22 protein-coding genes are annotated in these 26,039 nt (G+C 42.7%); 9 read left to right on the forward strand and 13 right to left on the reverse strand.

Going from position 1 to position 26,039, the window contains the following annotated elements:
- Nucleotides 1-487 precede the first annotated feature (487 nt).
- From K5J94_RS01070 to ispE, 4 genes are all read right to left on the reverse strand, one after another.
- Nucleotides 488-1,303, reverse strand: a complete 816-nt coding sequence (locus tag K5J94_RS01070) for a metal ABC transporter permease (RefSeq protein ID WP_159547895.1) — start codon at nucleotides 1,301-1,303, stop codon at nucleotides 488-490.
- Nucleotides 1,304-2,005, reverse strand: a complete 702-nt coding sequence (locus tag K5J94_RS01075) for a metal ABC transporter ATP-binding protein (protein ID WP_159547893.1) — start codon at nucleotides 2,003-2,005, stop codon at nucleotides 1,304-1,306. It abuts the gene before it with no gap.
- 4 nt (nucleotides 2,006-2,009) lie between these two features.
- Nucleotides 2,010-2,453, reverse strand: a complete 444-nt coding sequence (locus K5J94_RS01080) for a zinc-dependent MarR family transcriptional regulator (RefSeq protein WP_159547891.1) — start codon at nucleotides 2,451-2,453, stop codon at nucleotides 2,010-2,012.
- 335 nt (nucleotides 2,454-2,788) lie between these two features.
- A complete protein-coding gene (gene ispE, locus K5J94_RS01085; RefSeq protein ID WP_159547889.1) occupies nucleotides 2,789-3,643 on the reverse strand; it encodes a 4-(cytidine 5'-diphospho)-2-C-methyl-D-erythritol kinase in 855 nt (284 codons plus the stop codon).
- A 170-nt stretch (nucleotides 3,644-3,813) separates the two neighbouring features.
- Between ispE and K5J94_RS01090 the strand changes: the two genes are divergently transcribed.
- Nucleotides 3,814-4,806 (forward strand): polyprenyl synthetase family protein, encoded by a 993-nt coding sequence (locus K5J94_RS01090; protein ID WP_159547887.1) that lies wholly within the window; start codon nucleotides 3,814-3,816, stop codon nucleotides 4,804-4,806.
- 933 nt (nucleotides 4,807-5,739) lie between these two features.
- On the opposite strand, the gene cydC is transcribed toward K5J94_RS01090, so the two are convergent.
- The 7 genes from cydC to K5J94_RS01125 form a co-directional block, all read right to left on the reverse strand.
- Nucleotides 5,740-7,488 (reverse strand): thiol reductant ABC exporter subunit CydC, encoded by a 1,749-nt coding sequence (gene cydC / locus K5J94_RS01095; RefSeq protein ID WP_221913235.1) that lies wholly within the window; start codon nucleotides 7,486-7,488, stop codon nucleotides 5,740-5,742.
- Nucleotides 7,481-9,199, reverse strand: a complete 1,719-nt coding sequence (cydD, locus tag K5J94_RS01100) for a thiol reductant ABC exporter subunit CydD (protein ID WP_159547883.1) — start codon at nucleotides 9,197-9,199, stop codon at nucleotides 7,481-7,483. Before cydD ends, cydC begins: the two co-directional genes overlap by 8 nt.
- Nucleotides 9,189-10,217, reverse strand: coding sequence for a cytochrome d ubiquinol oxidase subunit II (gene cydB / locus K5J94_RS01105; protein WP_221913238.1), 1,029 nt, complete (start codon nucleotides 10,215-10,217; stop codon nucleotides 9,189-9,191). Before cydB ends, cydD begins: the two co-directional genes overlap by 11 nt.
- Nucleotide 10,218: 1 nt before the next feature.
- Nucleotides 10,219-11,646: a cytochrome ubiquinol oxidase subunit I gene (locus K5J94_RS01110; protein WP_159544672.1), complete on the reverse strand. Its 1,428-nt coding sequence runs from the start codon at nucleotides 11,644-11,646 to the stop codon at nucleotides 10,219-10,221.
- 89 nt (nucleotides 11,647-11,735) lie between these two features.
- Nucleotides 11,736-12,944, reverse strand: coding sequence for an NAD(P)/FAD-dependent oxidoreductase (locus tag K5J94_RS01115; protein ID WP_221913240.1), 1,209 nt, complete (start codon nucleotides 12,942-12,944; stop codon nucleotides 11,736-11,738).
- Nucleotides 12,945-12,958: 14 nt separating this feature from the next.
- Nucleotides 12,959-13,861, reverse strand: a complete 903-nt coding sequence (locus K5J94_RS01120) for a prenyltransferase (protein ID WP_159547877.1) — start codon at nucleotides 13,859-13,861, stop codon at nucleotides 12,959-12,961.
- Nucleotides 13,862-14,018: 157 nt separating this feature from the next.
- Nucleotides 14,019-15,239, reverse strand: coding sequence for a peptidoglycan bridge formation glycyltransferase FemA/FemB family protein (locus K5J94_RS01125; RefSeq protein WP_221913242.1), 1,221 nt, complete (start codon nucleotides 15,237-15,239; stop codon nucleotides 14,019-14,021).
- A gap of 337 nt (nucleotides 15,240-15,576) precedes the next feature.
- Between K5J94_RS01125 and K5J94_RS01130 the strand changes: the two genes are divergently transcribed.
- From K5J94_RS01130 to K5J94_RS01150, 5 genes are all read left to right on the forward strand, one after another.
- Nucleotides 15,577-16,341: a (S)-acetoin forming diacetyl reductase gene (locus K5J94_RS01130; protein WP_159547864.1), complete on the forward strand. Its 765-nt coding sequence runs from the start codon at nucleotides 15,577-15,579 to the stop codon at nucleotides 16,339-16,341.
- A 518-nt stretch (nucleotides 16,342-16,859) separates the two neighbouring features.
- Nucleotides 16,860-18,008, forward strand: coding sequence for a betaine/proline/choline family ABC transporter ATP-binding protein (locus tag K5J94_RS01135; RefSeq protein ID WP_159544662.1), 1,149 nt, complete (start codon nucleotides 16,860-16,862; stop codon nucleotides 18,006-18,008).
- Nucleotides 18,008-18,640: an ABC transporter permease gene (locus K5J94_RS01140; protein ID WP_159563950.1), complete on the forward strand. Its 633-nt coding sequence runs from the start codon at nucleotides 18,008-18,010 to the stop codon at nucleotides 18,638-18,640. The genes K5J94_RS01135 and K5J94_RS01140 overlap by 1 nt, the downstream gene beginning before the upstream one ends.
- 6 nt (nucleotides 18,641-18,646) lie before the next feature.
- Entirely contained in the window at nucleotides 18,647-19,570 is a 924-nt protein-coding gene (locus tag K5J94_RS01145; protein ID WP_159544658.1) for an osmoprotectant ABC transporter substrate-binding protein, read from the forward strand.
- A complete protein-coding gene (locus K5J94_RS01150) occupies nucleotides 19,567-20,244 on the forward strand; it encodes an ABC transporter permease (protein ID WP_159561586.1) in 678 nt (225 codons plus the stop codon). The genes K5J94_RS01145 and K5J94_RS01150 overlap by 4 nt, the downstream gene beginning before the upstream one ends.
- A 262-nt stretch (nucleotides 20,245-20,506) precedes the next feature.
- Here K5J94_RS01150 and K5J94_RS01155 read toward each other — a convergent pair whose 3' ends face one another.
- Nucleotides 20,507-21,004: a GNAT family N-acetyltransferase gene (locus tag K5J94_RS01155; RefSeq protein ID WP_159544654.1), complete on the reverse strand. Its 498-nt coding sequence runs from the start codon at nucleotides 21,002-21,004 to the stop codon at nucleotides 20,507-20,509.
- Nucleotides 21,005-21,443: 439 nt separating this feature from the next.
- Entirely contained in the window at nucleotides 21,444-21,971 is a 528-nt protein-coding gene (locus tag K5J94_RS01160) for a GNAT family N-acetyltransferase (RefSeq protein ID WP_159547862.1), read from the reverse strand.
- Nucleotides 21,972-22,579: 608 nt separating this feature from the next.
- Between K5J94_RS01160 and K5J94_RS01165 the strand changes: the two genes are divergently transcribed.
- From K5J94_RS01165 to K5J94_RS01175, 3 genes are all read left to right on the forward strand, one after another.
- Nucleotides 22,580-22,852: a lactococcin 972 family bacteriocin gene (locus tag K5J94_RS01165; RefSeq protein WP_159547860.1), complete on the forward strand. Its 273-nt coding sequence runs from the start codon at nucleotides 22,580-22,582 to the stop codon at nucleotides 22,850-22,852.
- Nucleotides 22,853-22,958: 106 nt separating this feature from the next.
- The gene (locus tag K5J94_RS01170) at nucleotides 22,959-24,971 is read left to right on the forward strand and encodes a DUF1430 domain-containing protein (protein WP_221913244.1); all 2,013 of its coding nucleotides are present in this window, start codon (nucleotides 22,959-22,961) and stop codon (nucleotides 24,969-24,971) included.
- A 1-nt stretch (nucleotide 24,972) separates the two neighbouring features.
- On the forward strand, nucleotides 24,973-25,602 hold the full coding sequence (locus tag K5J94_RS01175; RefSeq protein ID WP_221913245.1) for an ATP-binding cassette domain-containing protein: 630 nt from the start codon (nucleotides 24,973-24,975) through the stop codon (nucleotides 25,600-25,602).
- Nucleotides 25,603-26,039 lie beyond the last annotated feature (437 nt).

A 26,039-nucleotide genomic window follows, 5' to 3' on the forward strand; every position in this document is an offset into this window, starting at 1 on the left:
GCCCAGCGCAGCTCCTAAGGCTAGCTTCCCTAGTAAAGCAAGATGTGTTACAAAAGCAAAAAAGGGGGCCTACTCCTACTAGCAGCATTTTTTGCTGCGGCTGAGCTCTTGACAAATGTATATCTTCTTTTGATCTGATCATTTTACCTGCCTTTTTATTATAGCGCATTTTTTGTGGTCAGTGACAGGCTTGTTAGTGATTTAACAAAAAATCCATGAACTACTTCTTGAGGCGAGAGCAAACACCTTATGGGGTTTAGCCAGCCGTCCAGCGGCTAAAGTAGGCGACAAAACAGCAAACAACCCGACTCTTACTGGGCAAGAATCAGGTTATTATACTGTTGAAAAAACGTGAGAAGGGTTAGGTTAGAAAGCCTCATCCACAAGTGAGCGATTGCGCATTTAGTCGACGGGTGAGAGGGATTAGATAGATAAGTGCTCAGCCTTAGTGCTTATCTCCCTACTCAGTCAAGACTGACACAATGGCCTAGCTGAATGTCTTGCGCAGCGCTCCAACCAGGCTGACCACCAAGAAAATACTGATAAAAATCATGGTAATCGTAGCACTGGCTGGTGTTTCCCAAAAGTAAGAGAGGAAAATGCCAGACAGCATGCCAACAAAACCAATCATAATGCCAAGAGCAATCACGGTCTTAAAGTTTTTGCCTAAGCGCATAGCAATACTGGCTGGCAAGACCATGATCGTTGATACCAAAAGAGCACCCGCAGCCGGAATGGTTAAGGCAATCGCAATCCCTGTCACGATATTAAACAATACCGACATGAATCGCACCGGCAGGCCATCAACAAATGCCGTATCCTCATCAAAGGTCAAAATATACATCGGCCGGAAAAAGAGCAGCGTCAAGCTTAAAATAACAGCGGCAATCGTGTACAAGGCAATGACTTGCTGGTGGCTGATCGTCACAATCGAACCAAATAAATACTGGTCCAAGCTAATATTAGACGAACTCGCTGACTTACTCATAATAATCAAAGATAAAGCCAATCCCAGCGACATCAAAATAGCCGTCGAAATTTCCATATAATGCTTGTAAACCACGCTGAGATACTCCAGTAAAACAGCGGCTAAAACGACCACAAGCACCGTTGTCCAGGTTGGGTTAATCCCAATCACAACACCAAGCGCCACCCCTGCTAGGGAAACGTGACTGAGCGTATCACTCATTAGGCTCTGCCTGCGCAGAATCAAAAAAATCCCTAATATTGGTGCAAAAATACTGATAGCAATCACAGCCAAGATGGCACGTTGCATAAAATCATAAGAGAGAATTTCCAGCATCTAGCCAACCTCCTTTGTTTCAGTGTCATGCACATTGAAACAACGCCAAGGCAGGTTTTGATTGCGAACCAGGTGAATATTACGATCTGCATAATCCACAACCTCATCTGGATCGTGTGTAATCATCAACACCGCTTTGCCATGCTCATGGGCATTATGGTGCATGAGACGATAAAAGGTTTCGGTGGTATGACTGTCCATTCCTGTTGTCGGCTCATCTAGGATAAAGACATCCGGATCAGAAGCAAACATCCGGGCAATAACCACGCGCTGTTTTTGTCCACCAGATAGACTGCCTATGCGTTTTTGCCGATTATCCCACATGCCGACAGATTCTAAGCTAGCCTTGATATGCTCTTCGTCGTGCTTAGATAAGCGCCGAAACCAACCAGTTCTTGGGTAGCGACCAGACTTGACAAATTCATAAACCGTTGAAGGAAAGCCCGCATTAAAACTGGCTACTTGCTGGGGCAAATAGGCAATCCGTAATTTTTTGCCATCCTTATTGACAGCAGATAAGGTCACATGGCCTTGCTTGGGCTGCAAAATGCCCAGGGTTGCTTTGATCAAGGTGGTTTTGGCCGCGCCATTTTCACCCGTTAGGGTCACAAACTCGCCACTATCTAAATGGTAGTTAATCCCTTCAAGGACAGGCTCACTCTCGTATTGAAAGGAGAGGTTTTCAACAGTAATATATCTCAATAGTTTACCTTTCTAATGTATGAGCAAAGACATCCAAGAAGCGTTCAATAATATCTTTTTCCTGGTCTGAAAACTGCTCAACGAGGACTTGATAGACGTCTAGCGTCTGATCATGGTGATGGGTATGCTCATGGGCAATCGGCAAAGCCAGTTCTGTTAGTTCAAAGTAGGTCACACGGGCATCAACCGTATCTTTTGTTGCAGCTAGCATGCCCTGCTTCACCAAACTTTTAATCGCCTTGGTCACAGCAGCCTGGCTAACATTTAATTTGCGGGCCAAGTCTGTGTTGGTCAAGCGCTCTTGTGAGAGCAACATCAAAATATGCTCTTGCGTATTGGTCAACTTGACATCGCTTTGGCAGGCGCCAAAAAGCAATTCATGCTGATTTTCAGCCTTTAATAAAATAGTATTTACGAGTTGATCAATCTTTTTCTCTAACGTCCCCATGGCAGTTTCCTCCCTTTGTTAACCAGTTAATTATAGCAAACTTTTCCCCGAGAAGCAATATAAAAAGGCATCTTGAGGCCGTCATAGACATGACGAAAATGCATGTAACTATTTTGAACCACGCCTCACCAGTTAGACACAACATCTATTTTTTTGAAGGCCGTTCATTGCTAACGACATGCTTTTTTATATATTTTTAATAAATTGGCAGGCACATCTAAATGGTCTTCCAATTAGCTTGATTATACCATAAATGATTCCAAAAAAGGTTCAAAGGCAACCTAAAAACTGCTGATTTCCCAGCAACTCTGGTCTGCCTCACGCGAGGCTTTGGCTCACAGCAGCGTGCGAACCTTATATACCTCTTGGCAAAAGCCTTTTAGGCTATTAACCACACGATTCGCTTGTTTTTCCGTGCGGCACAGGGCAAACACTGATGGACCACTCCCTGTCATCAAGGCAATATCTGCGCCAGATTTTGCCATGCGATCTTTCATTTTTTGGATGAAAGGCCGTTTAGCAATCGAAACATCTTCTAAAGAATTGCCCATGGCTGCCAGTAAACGGGGATAATCATTGCTCTTTAAAGCTTGAACTAGCGCAGCGATATTCACCCGTGAAATCTGATCACAATCGATATCTGGAAAAATCGTTCGTGTCGAAATACCAAAGTGTGGCTTTGCCAGCACCACCCAACAAGACAGCTCACAGGCTATCGGGGTTACAATCTCACCCTTACCGCTGACCTGAGCACAACCACCTTTGAGACAATAAGGGACATCACTCCCTATTTGCATACCAATAGCAATCATCTCAGGCAAAGACATATTCAGTTTCCAGAGCTGGTTCAAAGCACGGATGGTTGCTGCGGCATCACTTGAGCCGCCACCCATACCCGCACAAACGGGGATTGATTTTTCAACAAAAATCGAGACCCCTTGGGTGATATGATACTTTTCTTTAATCAATTGAACGGCTTTGTAGACATCATTTTTGCGATCATTTGGCATCTTCAAACAGTCTGAATCTACCTCAATGACATTAGCCTCAAGCGGGGTAACCGTAACATAATCACATAAGTCAATACTGATCATGACCATATCCAAATCATGATAGCCGTCAGCGCGCTTGCCAAGCACATCAAGGCCAAGATTAAGCTTAGCAGGCGCTCTCTCAATTATTGAAACCATTTACTACTCTCTTTCTGCCTCCATATCATAGTAAAGACTATACACAATATCCCCTAAAATAGCAACTATCTATCACTTGGCTCCCACTCCTAAAAGGCAGAAAGATAATGGTGGTCATAAGCTCCTAAATGCGGTAAAATAATAAAGAATTAGCAACAAGGAGAAAAAGCATGCCACAGTACTGGAAACACTTCCCAGATATTCAAAATCAACTCGATGACGTCTGTACGATGATTGCCACGCGCACAGCTATTCGTAATACCGATATCTCACAAGCGATTGTCCAGTTAAGCCAAGCCGGTGGCAAGTATCTGCGCCCAGCCTTCTTTTTCCTTTTTGCCTCCCTTGGTTCTTTACAGCGACCACAACAACAGTCCAAGCAAGAAGGCCTGATTAAGATTGCCACCTCACTAGAAATTCTCCACATGGCCACCTTGATCCATGATGACGTGATAGATGATTCGCCGCTGCGCCGCAATCAACCCACCATACAAACAACCTTTGGCAAGGATGTCGCCGTCTACACTGGTGATTTTTTATTCACCGTTTTCTTTGAGTTAATCTTAGAAACCATGGAAGGCAGCCCCTTTATGGCGATTAACGCCAAGGCCATGAAAAAAATCCTGGTCGGCGAACTCGATCAAATGGCCCTTTATTATAACCAAGCCCAAACCATCCAGGATTACCTGCGTGCCATCTCAGGCAAAACAGCCGCCTTGTTCAAACTCGCTTGCCAAGAGGGAGCCTATTTTGGCGGCAGCGACGCAAAAACCGTCCACTTAGCCGGACGCATTGGCTACGCAATTGGCATGACCTTCCAGATCCTCGACGACATCCTCGACTACACCGCTAGCCCCAAGGACTTCACCAAGCCCGTCCTTGAAGACGTGCGCAATGGCGTCTATAGCCTGCCCCTCTTACTAGCCCTTAGGGAAAAGGCAAGCCAGATACAGCCTTTATTAGACAAAAAGGCTGCTATTACTGACACAGAATTAAAACAATTAGCTAAGCTAGTCAAGCAGGCCAAAGGCATTGATCAGGCTCGCAGCCTGGCGAATCGGTTTACACAAAAAGCCCTAGCAGACATTGAACGCATCCCAGATAGCAAAAGACGCAAGGAATTACTAAGCCTCACCAAACACCTCCTTAGCCGCCAAGTCTAAAAGGACTGCTCGATCAAGCTATAGCCCAGAAGTTAGAGTGTAGCTCAAAGATTAGGGCTCTAAGGAATTGCAGCTCTAAGGAACCGGGGCCCCAACCTTAGCGCGGGGCACAGAAGAGCGGGGCCTAAGTACCAATCCAGGGCTCTGAAAAATTGGGGCCTGAGGGGCTAGGCCAGCTTTGTGAAGTTTGCTTTCTGAGTGCTGGGGCCTGAGGAGCTACTGCTCAAACTTGTAGAGTTTGGCTCTAGGGAGCTGGGGGCTCAAGCATTCGAATCTAGCCCCAAAAAACCGCAAGCCCAAATTTCTAGAATCTGGCCCAAAAAAACCGCAAGCCCAAACTTCTAGAATCTGGCCCAAAAACCACAAGCCAAACTTCTAGAATCTAGCCCCAAAAACCGCAAGCCCAAACTTCTAGAATCTAGCCCCAAAAAACCGCAAGCCCAAATTTCTAGAATCTGGCCCAAAAAAACCGCAAGCCCAAACTTCTAGAATCTAGCCCCCAAAAAACCGCAAGCCCAAATTTCTAGAATCTGGCCCAAAAAAACCGCAAGCAAGCTTTACCTTGCAACTCCTCTAAGGAGCCGGGGCTCTGAAATGATCTAAAAAACACCCCAACCGTTAGACACCTGATGGGTCCTCAAAATCCAGGACACCTATCTCCAACTCTAACATAGGGTGTTTTTTTCTAAAGTCACACAGGCGACTACACCTATAAGGGCACTTGCTGGCTCCTAGCCAAAGCAGCAAGTGCAAGTAAAAAGGATTAAACGCTTGATTCTCCTTGCATTTAATCCTTTTCTAAACACATCGTGATCTGCCTTGTGAGTAGGTAGGCTCACTGAAACTAATTAAAACAGGTTGTTTTATCATTTCGGCGGCAAGGACTGCCCAAGCAGGCCTACTTTCACCTCACCTTGCTGACCTCGGACTTTTTTATAGCTGACCATCATCTACTGCCTTTAGCCGCCGGTAACGAGCGCTGATTTTGCTCAGTTCAGTCGGCGGACCGTCTAACTCCAATACACCAGCTTCAAGGAATAGCACACGATCCACAGCTTCAATGCCTTTCAAATGATGGGTAATCCAAATCAGGGTTTTTCCTTCTAAAGTTTTTAAGAAGGTATCAATGAGGGCCATTTCCGTAATCGGGTCCAGCCCAACTGTTGGCTCATCTAGGAGGACGATTGGGGTGTCTTGCAATAAAATCCGCGCCAAGGCCAAACGATGGCGCTCACCGCCAGAAAAACGTAGACCAGCTTCATCGACCATGGTCGCAAGACCTGCCGGCAGCTGACTTACCATCTCTTTTAGGCCGACCTGTTCTAAGGCTCGCCACATGGCCTCTGGAGTTGCAGAGGGATTGCCGATGCGTAGGTTATTTTCAATTGTCGTGTGGAACAAATAAGGGGCCTGCTGGATGACGCCAATAACATCAGCAATACTTTCTGACAAGTCACTGACAGCAAGGCCTGACAGCGTAATCAAGCCCTGGTCAGGCTGCAAATCGCCTCGCAAAAGGCTAGCTAAAGTACTCTTGCCCGAGCCGCTTTTTCCTAAAATGGCCAGTTTTTGCCCCTGCGGGATGGTCAGACTCAGATCTTTTAGCACCTCGCGACTATGCTTGTCATAGGCAAAGCTAACTGATGTGACCTCTAAATCATAAGGAGCTGCTGGTGCTAGCATAGATTGCTCAGCCGGATGAATGGCCGGCAAAGCGTTCAGACGATTAATCGAATCGGCATAGCTGCCCGTCTCTTGTGCCGCTGCCGACAAGCCTCCAAAAGCTTCCACCAAAGGGAAAACAGAAAGGACAAAAGCAGCTATCCAGTTTGCAGCACCGCCATAATGCCCTGTAAATTGATAGGCTGCCCAGATGAGGACCAAGATGGCTAAACAGCCAAAACTCATTTCCAGCAAGAGTTGCCGGCGATTGTTAAAACGCCGCATACTAGCCTGAACAGCCATGAGCTTAGCTTGTGATTGCTGATGCAAAGCCACATAGTCATGCCCACGACCACTAAAAATCCAGTCAGATACTCCCAAGATATTATCGGTTAAATCCTGATAGAGGGCATTTTTGAGACTTTTTTCCCGTTCCTGGCGTGCGCCATTGACAATCACCGACCACAAGGGAAAAACAAAGACAATTATCCCTAGATAGAGCAGCATCAATAAAGCAAAGGGCAGCGAGAAAAAGCCTAAGCCGATCACCAAAAAGCAATAGAACAACCACGCAATGATAGTTGGAAAGACCGTACGCAAATAGAGGTTTTGAATGTGATTAATATCCTCAGATAACAAGCCCATAATATCACCTAACCGATACTGCCCCTTGATAAATACAGCATCTTGTTCAATGGTTTCATAAAGCCTGCGCCGCAATTGCGAAGTCATCTTCAAGACCCAGTTATGGCTGGTCAGACGCTCCAGATAGCGAAAAACCGGACGGCCAATCCCAAAAGCCCGAGTCAAGACAATCGGCACATAAACTAACAAGATATTACTTGGTAGCGCAGCTGATTTACTAATGAGAAAGCCTGAATTAAACATCAAGCCACTGGCACAAAAGAAAGTCAAAAACCCTAAAAACAACGCCAGCAGCAGCGAACGCCGGTATTTCTTAAAAAAAGGTTTAATCCAACTATCTCGCTGCAAGGCTGCTATGATTGGTAATTTATGCATTTTCCCCTCCCATGGCATGACGCAGACGGTACAAATGCCCCTTTTGCGCCATTAAGTCCTGATAGGTCCCAAGCTCAACCAGGTCACCGCCTTCTAAGACCATAATCAGATCCATTTGGTGCAACCAATGCAGCCGGTGTGTCGCAAAAAACACCAGCTTGTCTTGCATCAGGGGTACCATTTTCTCCTTTAGCTCCAATTCAGTCTCAATATCCAAGTGGGCTGTTGGCTCATCAAAAAGCAGGATCTTGCGCTTTGGATCCAAAAAAGCTCGCGCCAAGGCGATTCGCTGCGCTTGACCACCACTCAAAGAGCGGGCACCATTACCGATAGGCGTATCTAAGCCCAGAGGTAACTCAGCCAATAGGTCATCCAAACCAACTAGCGAAATGGCCTGCAAAATTGCCGCATCACTGGCCTTTGGCGTGTAAAAAGCAATATTATCTCGCAAGGTCTGATCAAAAATATAAGGATTTTGCGGGATATAGGCCAGCTGTTGCCGCCAGGCTGCTTGATTAAAGTCAGATAGGGCCTGGCCGTTTACAAGGAGCGAGCCGGCCTTTGGCCTAAGAAAACCTGATAAGACATTAATCAATGTTGATTTACCAGAACCACTCATACCGATAATGCCTATTTTCTGATAGCCTTTAACTGTAAAAGCAGCCTCCTTTAGCATGAGCTTGCCGTCATAGTCAACCGCGATGTTAGCCACAGAGAACTGACTGTCTGGTCCCCATTCCCCCAAAGGCAGCTGTGGAGCTTTAGGGCTGTCTTGTTGCAGAATGCTTTGGATGGCCAAAAAGGCATTTTTCCCATCTAAGGTGGCATGGTAATCACTTGAAAAATCACGAACAGGTAAAAAGTAATCGGGTGCTAAGATTAGGACTGTTAAGGCAGGAAACAAAAGTATTTGTTGATTAATTAAGCGCAAGCCGAGCATGACAGCCACAATCGCAATTGACAGCGTGGTAAAAAAGTCCAATGCAAAGGTTGATAAAATCGCGATTTTTAAAGTGCTCATCGTCGCCTTACGGAAGCGCTCACTCGTTTGATAGATGCTTTTAGCATAATCTTTGCTTAAGCCAAAAAAACGTAACGTATCAATTCCGCGAAGCGCATCTAAAAAATGATTAGACAATAGCTGATAGGAAGCATACTGCTTATCGGCCTTGGCCTTAGCAGCATAGCCCAAGATAATCATAAATAGAATAATCAAAGGGAAAACCAGCAGCAAGACGAGACCCGATTGCCAATCCAAAAAAAAGATAAACACTAACAAGACAGCGGGAATAATCGTCATGTTGATCATCTTATTCAAAACCAGGTGCAAATAGTTCTCAACAAGACCAACGCCATCAAGTGCCATGGTGATAACATTGCCCGAGCCTTCTTTTTGCACGAGAGTTGGCCCCAATTCGAACAGCTTATCTAGGAGCTGCTGCCGAATGTGCTTGGCTTCTTGTGCCGCAAATTGGTCTAATCGCTGGTCCTTGATAAAATTAATCAGATGCCGCCCCAAATACACAGCCAAAAAACCAGCAATTTTTAGGGCTTGTTGATCTAAAGGCTGACCCTGCCATAAGCCTGTAATGGCGCCACTTAAAAAATAAGCTTGTCCAATAATAAAGATTGCTTGTAGGAAATCTAGTCCTGCAAGCAACCCCATTAACTGATGAATACCCGACAAGCGCATAACTGCTTTATCCAGCATGTTGCTCTCCTGTCACTACCACTGGTAAGTGAATTCTTTTTCTAAAAATGTAATATGCCCAAACGGTATAGGCTAATACAAAGGGCACTAAGGTAACAGCCACGATTGACATCACCTTAAGCGTGTAGGGTGTTGATGAGGCATCCTTGATCAACAGATCATATTTGGTACTGATAGAGCTGATCAGCACCCGAGGAAATAGACCCTGGAATAATAGTACAACTACTGCAACCAGTGTTAAGCCACTAGAAAGGAAGGCTGCCATCTCTTTTTTGGCAAAAACACTAGCATGCGCAAAAACAGATAAAGCGACAATCACTACTAACAAAGCCAAGGTCGCAAGTAAATGCTTACTAAAGAAATCCGTCTTCACAAACAAAAGAAGCGCAAAAGCAAGTAAACCTACATATAGCACCCAGTAGAGTAAGCGGGCATAATTAGCTGCGCGATCACGAACTGGCCCAGTAGTCTTTAAGGCAATATAGTTCAACCCATGCAAATAGGTCAGCAAAAGCATAGCTACGCCACCAACAAGGGAAAAGAGATTAAAATAATCTCCAAAAGCTGCCGCCATATTGCCTTTAGCATCAATTGGCATACCTTGAATCATGCTAATAAACATCAAGCCAAAAAAGAAGGGGACCAAGGCAGAACCAAGGCTAAGCGTCCAGTTCCAAATCTGTTTCTTTTCAGGTGCGACATTGTGACGAAACTCAAAAGACACGCCGCGAATAATCAGGCCAAAGAGAATCGCAAACAAAATCAGGTAATAACCACTAAAGAGTGAAGCATACCAGTAAGGAAAAGAAGCAAACATCGCGCCACCAGCTGTTAACAACCAAACTTCATTCCCGTCCCAGACCGGCCCGATAGTTGAGACAATCTGATCTTTTTCAGCTTCATTATGAGCTAGCGTCTGAACAGCCATCCCCACACCAAAATCAAAACCTTCTAGAAAGAAGAAGCCAGAAAACAGCAAACCGATTAAAAAGAACCAAAAGAATTGTAAACCTGTCATCTTAGTAAGCCCCCTTTTCAAATGGATCAATACCTGCTTGGCCCAAACCAGTCAACGGTTCATCACCATATTCAGGACCCTTATTTAACTGACGAATGGTCAAGGCAACCATCATTGCGCCAAGGCCTGTAAAAAGCAAGAAATAAACGGTATTTGAAACTAATAACGAAGCAACCGATACATTTGGTGAGACGCTGTCTTTAATTTTAAATAAGCCATAAACTGTCCAAGGGTAGCGCCCTTGTTCCGTAATAATCCAGCCAAAGGTGTTAGCAAGAAAGGGTGCAAAAGTGGTTAAGGCAACAATTCCTAACAGCCATTTATGCTGATAAAGAATTGGTTTTTTCTTACGTGTCAAAATGAGGCCTAAGGCAGAGACACCTAACATTAAAGTACCAAAAGCGGCCATAGCCCTGAAACTGTAAAAGAGCAGGTTAACCATTGGAAAATAATTATCTTGGCCATACTTTGCCACTAATTCTTTATTAGCCGTATTCATGCCCTTAACAGAACCAGAAGGTTTACCATAAGAAAGGATACTGAGCATATAAGGTATCTTGACACCAAAGACTTGTTTTTTGTCAGCTTCATTGGCCCAGGCAACTACTGTCCAGGCAGCAGGATCACCTGAGTCTTCATAGTCGCCTTCCATCGCAGCAAATTTCATAGGCTGTTCATGCAGCAAAGCTTTCATCTGTAAATCCCCTGCGCCAAGCACAGCAATCGAACCAAACAAAGCAATCACTAGACCAAGTCGCAGTGATTTCTTGTAAATGGCCTGGGTGCTGGCCGCCAGACTGTCTTTTTTAAGCAGCTTAAAAGCAGCCATCCCAGCAACCACAATCCCACCCATGGTGATTGCACCTGTGATCACATGGGAAAATTCATAAAAGAATTGGGGATTCGTGATTAGGGCAAAAAAGTCAGTCATTTGGGCACGGCCATTTTTAATTTCATAACCCACAGGGTTTTGCATGAAACTGTTAGCTATCAAAATCCACATAGCCGACATCAAAGAGCCAAAAACCACTAACCAGATAAAAGCGGCATGTAATTTCTTACCAATCTTTTTATTATCCCAGGTAAACATCCACAAACCTAGGAAAGTTGATTCCATAAAGAAAGCTAGGAGGGCCTCAACCGCCAAAGGTGCCCCAAAAATATCTCCTACAAAGCGCGAATAATCAGACCAATTCATTCCAAATTGGAATTCTTGAATGATTCCTGTCACTACCCCAACAGCAAAGCTTAGGAGCATGATGTTGCCCCAAAACTTCGTCATTTTTTTGTACTCTTCTTTTTTTGTGACCACATAACACGTTTCCATAATAGCCACTACCAAGGCTGTTCCAATTGAGAATGGGACAAAGAAGAAGTGGAAAATGGTGGTCATTGCAAATTGGAAGCGTGCCAAAGCTTCAATAGTCATAATAATCCCCCAATTTTTACAAACAAGAACATAAAGTTACCAGCCTCACAACAGGTGGCTTTAGGCATTAGCTAATAGACAATCCAATCTTAATGGTATAGATCAAAGCGGCCCTTGGCGAGCAGCTCTTTTAAGCCACCCATCTCTACCAATGATTTATTAACAATGTTCTTTTTGACAAAGGAAGCTGGATACCCCTTGACCTTTGCCTTACCAACCAGTCCCAAGGCGTTGGTATTACCAATCGAAGCTACTGTTCCAAGGGCTTTATAAGTAAAATCTTCTAGAGCTTCTCCTTTTAGCTGATGGACAATGTTAGTGGCAACATGTGCACCCATCCGAGTTGCTATTTGCGCAGTAGTTGGGAAGGGGCGATTCGTTTGTGAATCCATAAAGGCCGAAACATCACCAATAATGTAGACATTGTCATGATTTGGATCACGCAAATCGGCGTTGACCACCACACGACCGCGCCGTTCATTAAAACCAGACTCTGTCATCACGGCGCTACCACTAACACCCGTTGTCCAAACAATCGTTTCAGCAGAAATGGATTGCAGTGGCGCAGCATCTTCTTGGCTAGTGACATAAACCACTTCGCCTGGTTTGATTTCTTTAATCATTGAACCTAGCATTAGAGTGATGCCTCGTTTTTTAATGAGATCTACGCCATACTGGGCTAGCTTATCATCAAACATTGGCAAAATGCGCTTGGCTGCTTCAATGCAGACAATCTCAATTTCATTTTCTGAGACGCCCGCTAGCTCAGCATAACGCTTGCGCTCATCTGCAAACGCTCCTGCCAATTCAACACCAGTAAAGCCAGCTCCACAAATCAAAATACGTAAGTAATTTTTATCTTTTGTTTCTCGGTATTTAGCCATCATATTAACAATATGATGATGAATATGCTCAGCAGTATCAATGTCAACCATTTGTAGGGCATTTTCTAACGCCCCTTTAATACCAAAGGTTTCAGAGCGAAAACCAAGCGAGACAACAACAATATCATAGGTAAGGGTTCTATCACTCTTTAGGACCACGCTATTTTTTTCAGGGATAACTTGTGCCACTTCGTCTTGGATAAAAGTGACCTTATCATTAATAACATCGGCTACTGGGAAAATAATCTTCTCTTTTGAATGACTACCAGCTGCTACTTCGTGCAACTCAGTCGCCTCGTAATGATATTTATTGCGATCAACCAGCGTGATATGGAAATCACCTGAATGCTTTTGTAGGCTGCGCACAGCCTTTAATCCTGCATAGCCAGCTCCTAAAACTAACACTTCTTGCATAATGTGTCACCCCTCTATAAAATAAACATACCAAGAGCGTACAATAGCACGTAGGTTATCGAACCAACTGCTAAAATACGCACCGCACAGATAAATGTCTCGCTTTTGACTTGCTTTTCAAGCAAGAGTCGCGTCTGCTTAGTGATATATGGAATCAACAGCAAACAAAAAACAACTGATGCCGGAGCAAGTCCCAAGCCCGCTTGTATTACAATAGCTATCATTGCCAAAACATTAGCCAAAACGAACAAGATAAGCCCATATCGACGCCCTGTATAGTGAACGAGCGTGTACCGATGATTGCTTTCATCTTCTTCCTTATCACATAAGTTATTGGCGAGCATCAAATTAGCAATCCACAGGGTATTGGGTAAGGCAATGAGAAAAACTTGACCTAAATGCTCAAAATCCCAGACAAATTGCTGATAAGTGTTTAGATAGACACAGATTAGGCTAATCATGAAGCCCATGGTAAATCCTGAAAAAAGCTCACCTAAAGGCAGGCTTGACAGGGGGCGTGGCCCTGCTGAATAAAGAATACCAATGGCAAAGCAAAAAAGTCCCATTAGTAACAAGGGCCAGCCAACCAAATAGGTTAAGATTAGACCAATGATTGCCGAACTAGCAACCAGGCCCATCATCACTTGCTCAATCAATTTTAGTGATAGATTTTCTCTTCCAATAATGTTAACTTCTTTTTTATAGCTACTATTGATCGCCTTTTGATAATCGTTGTAATTATCCCAAATATCCACGAACATATTAAAGAAAAACATGGCTATAAAAAACAACATAACATAAATCGGATGTACCGATCCATAGTAATAATAGCTAAAGCATAAACCAATCAAAAAAGGTAAAACACTAGCTGTTTTTGCTTTTATTTCTACCAATTCTAAAAATTGAGTTAAGGACATTCAAGGACTCACTTTCAAAATATACTTTAACATTATTATTATAAAAGAAAAGCTTGAAATAAGAAACCAATTCGATTGCATTTTGTACAGATTCTCACAAAAAATGAGTCTTACTCATCTAAGAGGGTAAATTGTTCTCATTATTTTAATTTTAGGACTACTGCCGCTTGCGACATTTTTTACCAAGCTGATATATCTGATAAAAAAGAGGGTAAAAAGGGTGTACCGGAATGTCAAATTCCCCAATAAACTCTTCAATTGTCGGACTAAAATGTGATTTGAAAATCGTCAAACCATCATTAAGCTCCCCTTCAACACCGCCCATATTAGCCCACCTGATTTGCTTGGCTGAGGCATCTGTAAACACCCGCGGGTAAAGAAGATACTGCGGGTAGCATTTTTTAAAGCGGTCATCCATCCCGGCATAGAGCATCTCCATCACATCCCCATAAGCGACCGATAAAATTCCCGCTACCGCAGGACTATCAGCCGATTCATTTTCCTGATAGTGCTCAAATTCTTCAATATATTTGTCCAAAGATCTTTTTTGATCATTGAGCATCTGCAGACGCCGCTTTTGATGCTGCGGTGTTTGAGCAAGCGCCTGCTTGACCTGACTCAGATGCTCACGAAATAGCTCAAGCTGAGCATCAATGTCAATTTTAGCAAAATGCAAAAAAGCATCCTCCCCATAAACAGTCATCAATCTGGCAAAGTAATCTCGGTTTCTTAGGGAAATCTGCTTGCGCGTCTTGGTCTTAGCAATCAGCTCACAAAAAGCATCCAGCTGATCAATTGACCCTCTAATCGTTTGCACTCCCCGCTTTTTGGCGTCTGCCATTAAACGTTTCGTGTGCTTGGGAAATGGGATCTCTCTGTCTGGTAAAAGATATTTGTTAGCTTGAAAACGTGGTTGAATACTCTCAGCCATCCGACTGGTCAAACCAGCCCATTTAGCTCCCGCTGCTAGTAAATGGTTGATGGCCTGCTCGCCTTCTTTGGCAATCTGGGCTTCTTGCCCAATCCTAAATTGCCTATACAAGACAGCCGGGTCACACTTAATAAAGAGGGCTTTTTGCGCTTTGCCATAGGCTTTAAGATAGCTCAGCGTTTTGTGAACCAAGCAAGCATTCCTATAATCCATAACAGGCCCACGCGGAATATAGATAAGCGAATAACCCAGCGGCAGCCTCTTAATAAGTAAGCTCATCGATGCGACTTGAACGCCCGCCTGGTAAATGCCAATCCGTTCGTTTTCCCAGTTATCTTTAACCTTAGCCCAGCGACTACTTTGTAGAAGGTTAATTTGCGCGTGACCTGTCACAAAGCTATCGTGTTCTGCTTCTGAAATACCAATTTTACAACTATACTGTTCCATCTCATATCCTTTTCATATTATCCAACTATTTGGTTCACTTATTTATTCGAAAAAAATGAGACTTCTTTTTACTAAAAGCTAATTTTTTTGATATTTATTCATTTTTTGTAGAAACAAGGCAAGCCTGCCAGTCAGCTGAACTCTATCTGCTTTAGGACTTAGCAGCATGGGAGCTTAGCGATAACCCCTTAAATGAACAAACTTGCGAAAAAACCATGGAAAAATGGAAACTGCCATTCAAAAAGTTGCAATATTTTGAATATTAAAAGAAAATGCTTGAAAGCGTTTCACAAAAGTGGTACACTTAAACTATCAAACAAAGAAAAGAGGACTTACGATGGTAAAAGTAGCTATTGTCACTGGAGCAGGCCAAGGAATCGGACTTGCCATTGCCCAAAGACTTCATAAAGATGGTTTTAAAATTGGCATCGTGGATTACAATAAAGAAACTGCCCAAGCAGCTGTTACCAAATTTCCAGAAGGAGATGCCTATGCCGCTGTTGCTAACGTTGCTTCGCGTGAAGAGGTCTTAACGGCTTTTGATCAAATCGTTTCTCACTTTGGTGACTTGCATGTGGTGGTTAATAATGCTGGCGTTGCCCCTACAACTCCTCTTGATACTATCACTGAAGAACAATTCTCAAAAACCTTTGCGATTAATGTCGGTGGGACCATTTGGGGAGCACAAGCAGCGCACAAGCACTTTAAACAACTAGGCCACGGTGGGAAAATCATTAATGCCGCTTCTCAAGCTGGATGTGTCGGAAATCCTAATCTTACCGTCTATGGGGGAACAAAATTCGCCATTCGTGGTATTACCCAAACCTTGGCGCGTGATTTAGCAGAAGAAGGCATTACGGTTACAGCCTATGCCCCTGGTATTGTTAAAACTCCAATGATGTATGACATTGCCCATCAAGTCGGTAAAAACGCTGGAAAAGATGATGAATGGGGTATGCAAACATTTGCTAAAGACATTGCCCTCAAACGCTTGTCTGAACCCGAAGATGTTGCAAATGCCGTTGCTTTTCTTGCAGGTCCAGATTCTAATTATGTCACTGGCCAAACCCTTGTCGTTGACGGTGGTATGGTCTTCCATTAATGAAAAAAGCTGACCATGTCAAAGATAGACCTTTTGGGCGATGGGTTTTTCTGTCCTTAATGCTATTTTTGAGAGGAAAAGCCAACTGATAAAGGATATTACCGCTAAATGAGGTAGGCACAAAACATTCTGATAAGACTTGTTTCCTGTATTAAAACGAACAGAAGACAAGTCTTTTACATTGGGCTGATTGTTCCTTACGACCCAAATGACCTTTGCCATAAAACTTGCTTGACAGCTGGGCCATTCTACAGAAAACTTGACAGCTCTAGCTCGCCACAACATGCCTAAACCGCCTAGCTGTCGGACTGATTCTACTTAGCCCTCAACTTCATGTAAAGAAGACTGTAAACAAGTGCTAGGTAAGCTGTTTGGTCGGTTTACAGCTCTGTAAACGAGCTAAACACAGCTGCTGTGAGCGATTAGCACGAGGTCAAATGTGATTTTATCACAAGAATAGAGTATAATGTAAGTAATTCAACGATTGTTTGAGAGACTTTAAAGAAATGGAGAGAAGTATGGAGCAACCAATCATTGCATTTCAAAACATCAGTAAAGTATACGGGGATAACGTCGCTGTTGAGAAGATGAGTTTAGAGGTTATGCCTGGCGATTTTATTTGTTTTATCGGGACCAGTGGCTCCGGGAAAACAACGCTTATGCGGATGGTTAACCGGATGCTAAAACCAAGTAGTGGTAAGATTATGTTTAAGGGAAAGGACATCGCCAGCTTTAATCCGGTCCAATTAAGACGAAAAATCGGCTATGTGATTCAAAACATCGGCCTCATGCCGCACATGACCATCTATGAAAATATTACCTTAGTTCCTAAACTGTTAAAATGGCCAGAAGATAAAAAAATGGCCAAAGCTAAAGAATTAATGAAGTTGGTCGAGCTTCCCGAGGAATATCTAGAACGCTACCCTTCTGAATTATCAGGCGGCCAACAACAACGGATCGGGGTAATCCGCGCTCTCGCTGCCGAACAAGATATTATCTTAATGGATGAACCTTTTGGTGCACTAGATCCTATCACGCGCGAAGGGATCCAAGATCTGGTCAAAAACCTGCAAGAAAAAATGGGAAAAACCATCATTTTAGTAACGCACGACATGGATGAAGCCCTAAAATTAGCAACAAAAATTGTTGTCATGGATAAGGGCAAAATGATTCAAGAAGATACGCCAACCGACCTCCTACATCATCCCGCCAATAGCTTTGTCGAAAAAATGATCGGGCAAGAACGGCTGCTGCGAGCCCAGTCTGACATTACACCGGTAAAATCCATCATGGTCAAAAATCCTGTTGCTATTACCGCCGATAAACCGTTATCTGAAGCAGTTACCCTCATGCGACAACGACGGGTTGATACTCTCTTAGTTACTGATAAGGAACGCTTGATTGGCCTTATTGACCTTGAATCCTTAAGTAATTATTACCAAAATAACCTTTTAGTATCTGATCTCATGACCGAGGTTCCCTTTAGCGTCCAAGAAGATGCCATCTTACGCGACACCGCACAAAGAATCCTCAAACGCGGCCTCAAATTTGCTCCAGTTATTGACAAAGACAAACGACTTAAAGGCATTATTACAAGAGCCTCACTGGTGGACATGCTCTATGACTTTATCTGGGGTAGCAATGACCAAGACAAGGAGGAAAGGTAATGGTTACATTTCTATCTCAATACGGTAGTAGGCTCCTTGTAAAAACCTGGGAGCAGACCTACATCTCAGCCACGGCCTTAGCTTTTGGGATTATCGTGGCAATCCCACTAGGTATCCTTTTAACCCGCTTTCCTAGAGCCGCCAAACTCACCATCGGCATTACCGGGATGCTACAAACCATCCCCAGTTTAGCACTCTTAGCGATGATGATCCCAATTTTTGGCGTGGGCAAAGTACCTGCGATTGTTGCTTTGTTTATTTACTCTCTTTTGCCCATTCTAAGAAATACCTATATTGGTTTAAACAATGTCAGCCCCGTGCTCAAAGATAGTGCCAAAGGAATGGGCATGGAGCCTATCCAGTCCATTTTTCAAGTAGAGTTGCCCCTAGCAATGCCAGTTATCATGGCTGGCGTACGCTTATCAGCTATCTATGTCATTGCCTGGGCTACCTTGGCTTCTTACATCGGTGCAGGCGGCCTGGGTGATTTGATTTTTAGTGGCCTAAACTTGTTCCAACCCGAATTAATTATTGGAGGAACTATTCCTGTCATCGCCTTATCACTACTGTCTGATTATCTGCTTGGCTTATTAGAAGACCGGCTCGTACCAAAACAAAGAAGGGAGGCGTAATCACTCATGCGCAAAAAAATCTACGCTTTCACAGGCTTACTGGTCGTGATTATCGCAGCCTTCTGGTCCTATCTTGCTTTTAACGGCCAAAGCACACCGAGAATCAAAGTTTCTGCACAGAGTTCGACAGAATCTAGCATTATGGCCAATGTAGTCGCTGAGCTCATTAACCATGAAAGCAAATACCAGGCAACTATTATTCCTAATCTTGGTTCTTCAAATGTCTCACATCAAGCCCAATTACGTGGCGATGCTGATATTTCAGCCACCCGTTATACCGGAACAGATATTACGGGCGCTCTTGGCATGGCGGCTATTAAAGACCCCAAGGAAGCCTCTAAAGTTGTCAAACGCGAGTTTGCCAAACGTTTTGATCAAACCTGGTTTCCCACTTACGGCTTTTCTGATACCTATGCCTTTATGGTGACCAGCGACTATGCTAAAGAAAATGGGCTTACGACCATTTCAGATATGGCAAAAATCAAAGACAGCGCCAAAGTCGGTATTGATAGCACTTGGATGAATCGTAAGGGAGACGGTTACCCTGATTTTACTAAAACGTATGGCTTTAGCTTTGATCACATTTCTCCTATGCAGATTGGACTAGTCTATGATGCCGTAGCCAGTAATAAAATGCAATCTGTTTTAGGGTATTCAACAGACGGGCGCATCAAAAGTTATCATTTGACGATTCTTAAAGATGATAAGCACTTTTTCCCACCTTATGAATGTTCCATGGTTGTTAACAACAAACTCTTGAAAAAATACCCTGAATTAAAGCCATTGCTTCACCGGCTTGATGGCCAAATTAGCTTAGAAGAAATGCAATCTTTAAACTACAAGGTGGACGACCAATTATTAGAACCTTCCGTAGTTGCCAAACAATTTCTTGAAAAGCATCATTATTTTAAAGAGGGGGATAAAAAATGAGTGATTTATCACTTTGGCAACAACTAATCTACTATTTTAACCATAACGGCACTTATATTTTGACACAGTTTTTAAGGCATTTTCTCATTTCTGCCTATGGGGTAATGCTTGCCGCTCTTGTTGGCATTCCTTTGGGCATCTTGATTGCCAGACGACTCACCCTGCGAAAAGTGGTTCTTGGTGCAGCTAATGTCCTACAAACGATTCCCTCACTAGCGATGCTCTCCATTCTCATGCTAGGTTTGGGCTTAGGGACAAAGACCGTTATTGCGACTGTTTTTCTCTATTCCTTATTACCTATCATCAGCAATACCTACACCGGTATAAAAAATGTCAGCGATGATTTAGTTGATGTCGCAAAAGGTATGGGGATGACCAAAAGCCAGCGTCTCTTTATGGTCGAACTTCCTCTATCGCTCTCTGTGATTATGGCTGGGATTCGAAACGCCCTAGTCGTTGCTGTTGGGATTACAGCCATTGGGGCCTTTGTCGGTGGTGGTGGCTTAGGAGATATTATCGTACGTGGTACCAATGCCACCAATGGCGGTGCTATTATCCTTGCTGGTTCCCTACCAACTGCCTTGATGGCCATCTTATCTGATAGCTTATTAGGCTTGCTCCAAGGCTTCCTAGAACCAAAAGGCAATCGGAAAAATAAGAAAAAGACCAACTAAAATCACCCTATTATCTAAGACTGAGTCAGAAGCCCGATTACAACTATAAAAAAGCAAGACCAGCTAGTTTCCTATTAAAGGACAACGACTGGTCTTGCTTTTTTTATGAACAGTTTCCCCTACGGTAAACCTGACGATAAAGATTTTTTAAAATGAAAAGTATTCTAATCTAGCCTGTGTTTTTTAGGCAAATCTCGTAACGCTGCTGCAGTTGCAAGTAAAGGGGTCTCTAAAGTACAGCCTATATAGCCAAGGCAAAAGATTACAAAGCTAGCTGTAATAGCCGCATGCTTCGACCAAAACGATCCGTTACCTCACGCACAAAGTGAAAGCCAGATTTTTCATATAAGCCTTGATGAGCAGTAATTGTATAAATCTCCGTGAAACCACTGGCTTTTGCAGTTGCAAGAATAGCCTCTACCAAAAAACGGCTCAAGTCTTGTCCTCTATGTGATGGTGCAACATATACTGTTGATAAAAAAGGACCAAAATCAGGCTTTTCAATAATATCTTCCTGCAAAAGACTAGCAAAGCCAATTAAGGTTTGCTCAGCATCTGTCAAAGTAATCACATAATCTGTTGCAGCTAATTCTCCCTCAATAATCTGCTGATACAAATAAGCACCGGCTTTCCACTCCACATCCCGGATCTGCGTTAAAATGGCTTGCGGTATGCCTTTACCCTGATAAGCAGCAACTGTCTTTAACTGCCCAGCTGCTAATTGCTTAGCAATCACACGTTGTTTTTCGGAATGAGTCATCTCCTACCTCCATGATAAAATCAATTATTAGTAACAACACAGTTTAAAAGCCAACCAAGCTACCTAGGTTTTTTTAGCTGGCTCTTGTTGAAATTCCAGACCAAGCAAGCCCTAGCCTGGAAAAAAGTCTCCTGCATCAAGTGCCCACCAGATCAAGTGATTACAGCCAATAGCCTAAAAACAGAGGCTCACAGCTAGCACCACACCTCCTCCATAAAGCAAAGATTGTCTGCTTGCTAACCTAAACAACAAGACAAGCAACCACAGCAAAGCGCTTAAGAAACTGTTGAAAAACGACAGCAAAAGCAAACGACAAGCAGCCCTACTGATTTGCCACATCTTTTGTCACATCCAAGCTATCTATGAAGACGGTGAGAAATCTCTTACGTATTACTATAACCATTGTCATGCAAAATTGCAATTTTAAGCAACCTGATTTTTATAGGACTATGGCATATAAGCATTCTAAAGAACTTTTTGTTGCTTGCTTGTTTAATCGCCCAGCTGAAACAGACAGCCTCTTCATGCCTAATTTTTCCATCAGGGCATAGGAAGCCTGATTCTGGCTATCACAGCGCGCAATAAAATGATTAACATGAAAGTTTTCAAAAAAATACCGCATCGCAGCTTTAGCTGCCTCAAAAGCAATCCCCTGCCGCCAAAAGGCCCTGTTTACAATCCAGCCAATCTCAGCAAAGTCCTCATCAGCAATTTTCGTAAGGTTCAATCCCCCAACATGCTCGCTCTGATAGAGAATCGCAAAATCAAGTTCAAACTCCTGTTCAGAATACTGTTGCCAGTTCTGTTCACAGTTTATTAAAAAGTCTTTTGTTTCCTTGATCGAATCGCTGGGCAAATGAAGCATATAGCTGTTAGCCTCTTTGTCTTTAGCATAGCTATGAGTTGAAGCCATAAACGCCCTATTCATTGGTTTGAGTTCTAATCTTTTTGTAACTATAGTGAACATAACACCGCTCCTTATTGTTGGTTTTTCTTTCATTTCATGACCCTTAGCTTGACAAGGCGCGTGAGCATTTCCGTCAATTTCTTTAAATCAATTGCCGAAAAAAACATGAATCTGGCCGATGTCATGCACTAGCCACGAGTCCCAAAAACAGTTCAGAAAAAGTTCGTATAGCTTTCACACCACACAGATACAAGACTATTGTACACTAAAACGAAGACCAAAAGTGACCTAAAAATAGCTCGCAGCCAGCGAAAATAGCATTTCCCCTTACCCTTTTAGAAAATAGTGACTGACAAATACCTCAAGAGTGAGGCCAGAGCTAGCTGGAACCTGAAATGGACCAACGTTTACTTTTAAGTCTCTAAAAAATGCTAAATAATAGTTGCAGTTGATGATGAGAAATAGTAAAATGAGATAAATAAAATAAAAACATTATAAAGTTAAATAAAGATTAATAACAGAGCTTGTATGGTGAAGCCTCATAACTACTGAGCAAACGAGAGTTACAAAAAATAAGCTAAAATCAAAAAATTACTTTCTGTGATGAGGGACACTTGACACTGAACAAGCTAGGAACTTTTATTAGGTGATAACAGTTTACAGTACTTGTGCCAGCACTTACTGCTTTGTTGTTGACCATTGCTCTTCCAGTTCTGGCTGCATCTCATCAAGGGGGAGTTTGGACATATGGTGGTCACCATGATCCAAATAATTGGGGAGCTTTTTCAAATTATTATCACCGTTCAAGCTGGCATTGGTCCTATGTGGGCAGTGCCGCACGTAACAATCAACGAACGGCTACAGCAGGAGCGCGTAGCACATCCTATGCATTTATCAATACAAACTTTGGTGAACAGGTCGTATTTGATGCTGGAAAATAATTCCTTCGTCTAAGTTTTAGTGACTGTTTACGATGTCACTTATCATGAGTAAACCTTTGAGGGACAGGAGAACTTCTGTCCCTTTTTAGAAAAGGAGAACTGCTGTATGAAAAGAATGTTTGTCCTAATATCTAATGTATTAGTGACTTTCTTTTTAGTCTGGGTATTTAACATTTGGTCAGATTCTTATGTCTCTTATTTTTATCCCAATGTTTCTGTATTTGATACCTCAAGAGAGGTTAGCTTTGCTAACGTTTCAAAAAGCATGGCAGCATTAGCAAAAGAAACAAACAGCCTTATCGCCATTCAACATCAAGAACCTGGTTCAGATGGGACGCCTATTTTTTCCTATTCTACTTTTGGAACGGGAAACCTGCCTACAAATCTGTCTAGAAAAACAAGGAAAAGCGCGCAAAAGAGTAGTGTAGAGACTAATTATTTTATTTTTAGAGGGAACTTAAACGTAGACAGATTACGAGACACACTCAGTGAGGTGGGCTTGACAAACCTACACATCTCCTCTCCCTCTCATCTAAATATTCTAGCTGCTATCTTTGGCTATGGCTTTCAGTTAATCGGCCTATTGATCTTTACGTTAACTTTTGGCTCACTTAGTTTAATTGGACAGATTCGGACTTTGAGATCAGCTGGCATTCAACTGATTTCAGGTGAGCGGAGATGGAAAATTTTTCTGAGCCCCGTTGCCTGCGACTTATTAAACAGCTTTATTGGCATGAGTCTTGGGCTTAGCTCTGCCATCCTATTGAAAAGTTTTATTTCCTTTCCTACCATTGGCTTTTATACCATTGCTACGGGATTAGTCGTGTATAACCTTACACTTTTAGCTATATCACTTCTTTTTGCCAGCCTATTTGCAGTTGGCATTCACAAGGTGCATCTCATGCAGGTGATAAAAGGCCAAATACCTGTGCGAGGAATCATTAGCTTAATCTTACTAGGGCAATTATTAGCTGTGGTTATCGTATCTATAGGAGTTAGTCGGACATTGCTTTATTCTCAAGCTTGGCACCAACAAGAGCACGGAAATAAAGCCTGGTCTAGGGAAAAAGCATTATTTTCCCTAAGCTTGGGACGAAGTGGAATAAGGCCAGGATTTGATGATGACGCTATCGCAAAGCAAAAAACCTGGTTTAAAGTGATTGATCACGCTGTCGCAAAACAAGGAGCACTCTTATCTCGCCACTATTTAGCAGAGCACGGCCTTCAACAAGGACCAGCTTCATCTCATGTCACACCTCCCACTTTTCAAGAAAAATACAATCCACAGGGAAATGTACTAATAGTGACTCCTAACTATCTAAAACAGCAACAAGTCGTCGTAGCATCTGATATTGAAGAGAAAATGACTCACCTGACTACTGGAGAATTTGTGCTCCTCTTGCCAAAGCATCTCAAATCAGAGACAAAACACTATAAGGCAACCTTTGAAAAGAATATAACTGATATAATGTCTAGTCGACATGCGCACCAAGACATGGTTGCAACCCTAGCGTATTTAGAGACCGGACACGATCGCTTCATTTATAATACAACACCAATAGCCTACCAGCAGTTCTTAAGAGACCCCATAATACTAGTATTAACACCCCAATCAACAGGACCACAAGCGTTTTCGTTTTGGGCGCAGGCACTTCAATCTTATTTCTTTTTTAACCATTTAGATGATGCACAAAAACTGATTAAAACATACGGACTTGAAAGTTGGGTAGGCGAATTTCAGTCTGGTTATGCCAGCCATCAAAGTTTATTGAAGAAAATCCAAAGGGAAGTATTAGCGATGGTTGCCGAGGCAATCTTGGGAATACTGACTGCTCTACTAATGTTCAACACAATGAATAAACTGTATTTTGAAGAATTTAGACGTGATATTTTTATTAAGCGTATCGCTGGTCTACGATTTTTAGAGATTCACCGTAACTACCTCTTCTTACAGATAGTTGTATATGTGCTTGGCTTTCTAACTAGTATTTTTCTAGCAACTGATATAGTAATAGCTCTCTTTGTGCTGCTATTATTTATTGGAATAGCAACGCTACAATTACACATTCAAATGCAAAGAGAAAATAAACTGTCTATGATGATTTTGAAAGGAGCCTAGAATGATTCAATTAGAAAATGTCAGTAAACAGTTTAGCGAGCAATTCTTATTTTCACACCTTTCCCTGACACTTGAGTCTGGCAAAGTCTATGCCCTTATTGGTCCAAGCGGAAGCGGTAAAACGACCCTGATGAATATCATGGCTAAATTAGAATCTTACGAGGGAAAGATCTTCTACCGCGAAAAAGAATTAAGCAAGTACAAATCAAGTGATTTCTTCCGTTATGAATTAGGCTATCTCTTTCAACATTTTGGTCTGATAGAAAATCAAACGATTGAAGCCAACTTAAAATTAGGTTTGATAGGGCAAAAATTAAGCAAATCAGAACAACAGCAAAAAGAAAAAGCAGCTCTAGAAAGTGTCGGACTGCCTTATCTTCATTTAAAGAAACGCATCTTTGAATTGTCTGGTGAAGAGGCCCAGCGCGTTGCCTTAGCTAAAGTCATCTTGAAAAATCCACCTTTTATCTTGGCTGATGAGCCGACAGCTTCCATTGACCCGGCAACGTCAAAACTAATTATGGAAATACTTTTATCTTTAAAAAATAAAAACCGATTGATTATTATTGCTACTCATAATCCTGCTATCTGGGAAATGGCTGACACCATTATTACTATGCCTAAGCAATAAAAAGTTACTGATTTATGGACTAATTTTGCATTACCAAGAGGTCAAATGCAATAAAAAATGGAACATAAGTCAAGAAAAAACAGTTTGGATCCCCAAAACTTTACAACTAAACACTTCATCGTCTGACATCTAAAAAGAGATGATACAACTTGGGCTCTATAATTTCTGTAGTGGGTGCAGCCAGCGCAGGGATGATAGAGCCCTATCTGCTATCTAAGGCACGGCCTCAAAAACCTTACTGTTTTAAGTATAACGGCGGGCCGGGCCGCGGGCAAAGAACGAAACTGGCACGTCCGCTAGAACTCTGACTTTTAATCCTACCGTTTAGTTTTTAAAGGTAACAACGTTTGATTTAAGAAGGTTTGTGTTTTGACAATTATGTTAAAAGCCAACTTCTTTGGGGGTTTTAGTGATTTGATAGTACCTGAATGACTAGA

The organism is Streptococcus halichoeri (genome assembly GCF_019774635.1).
GTDB lineage: Bacteria > Bacillota > Bacilli > Lactobacillales > Streptococcaceae > Streptococcus > Streptococcus halichoeri.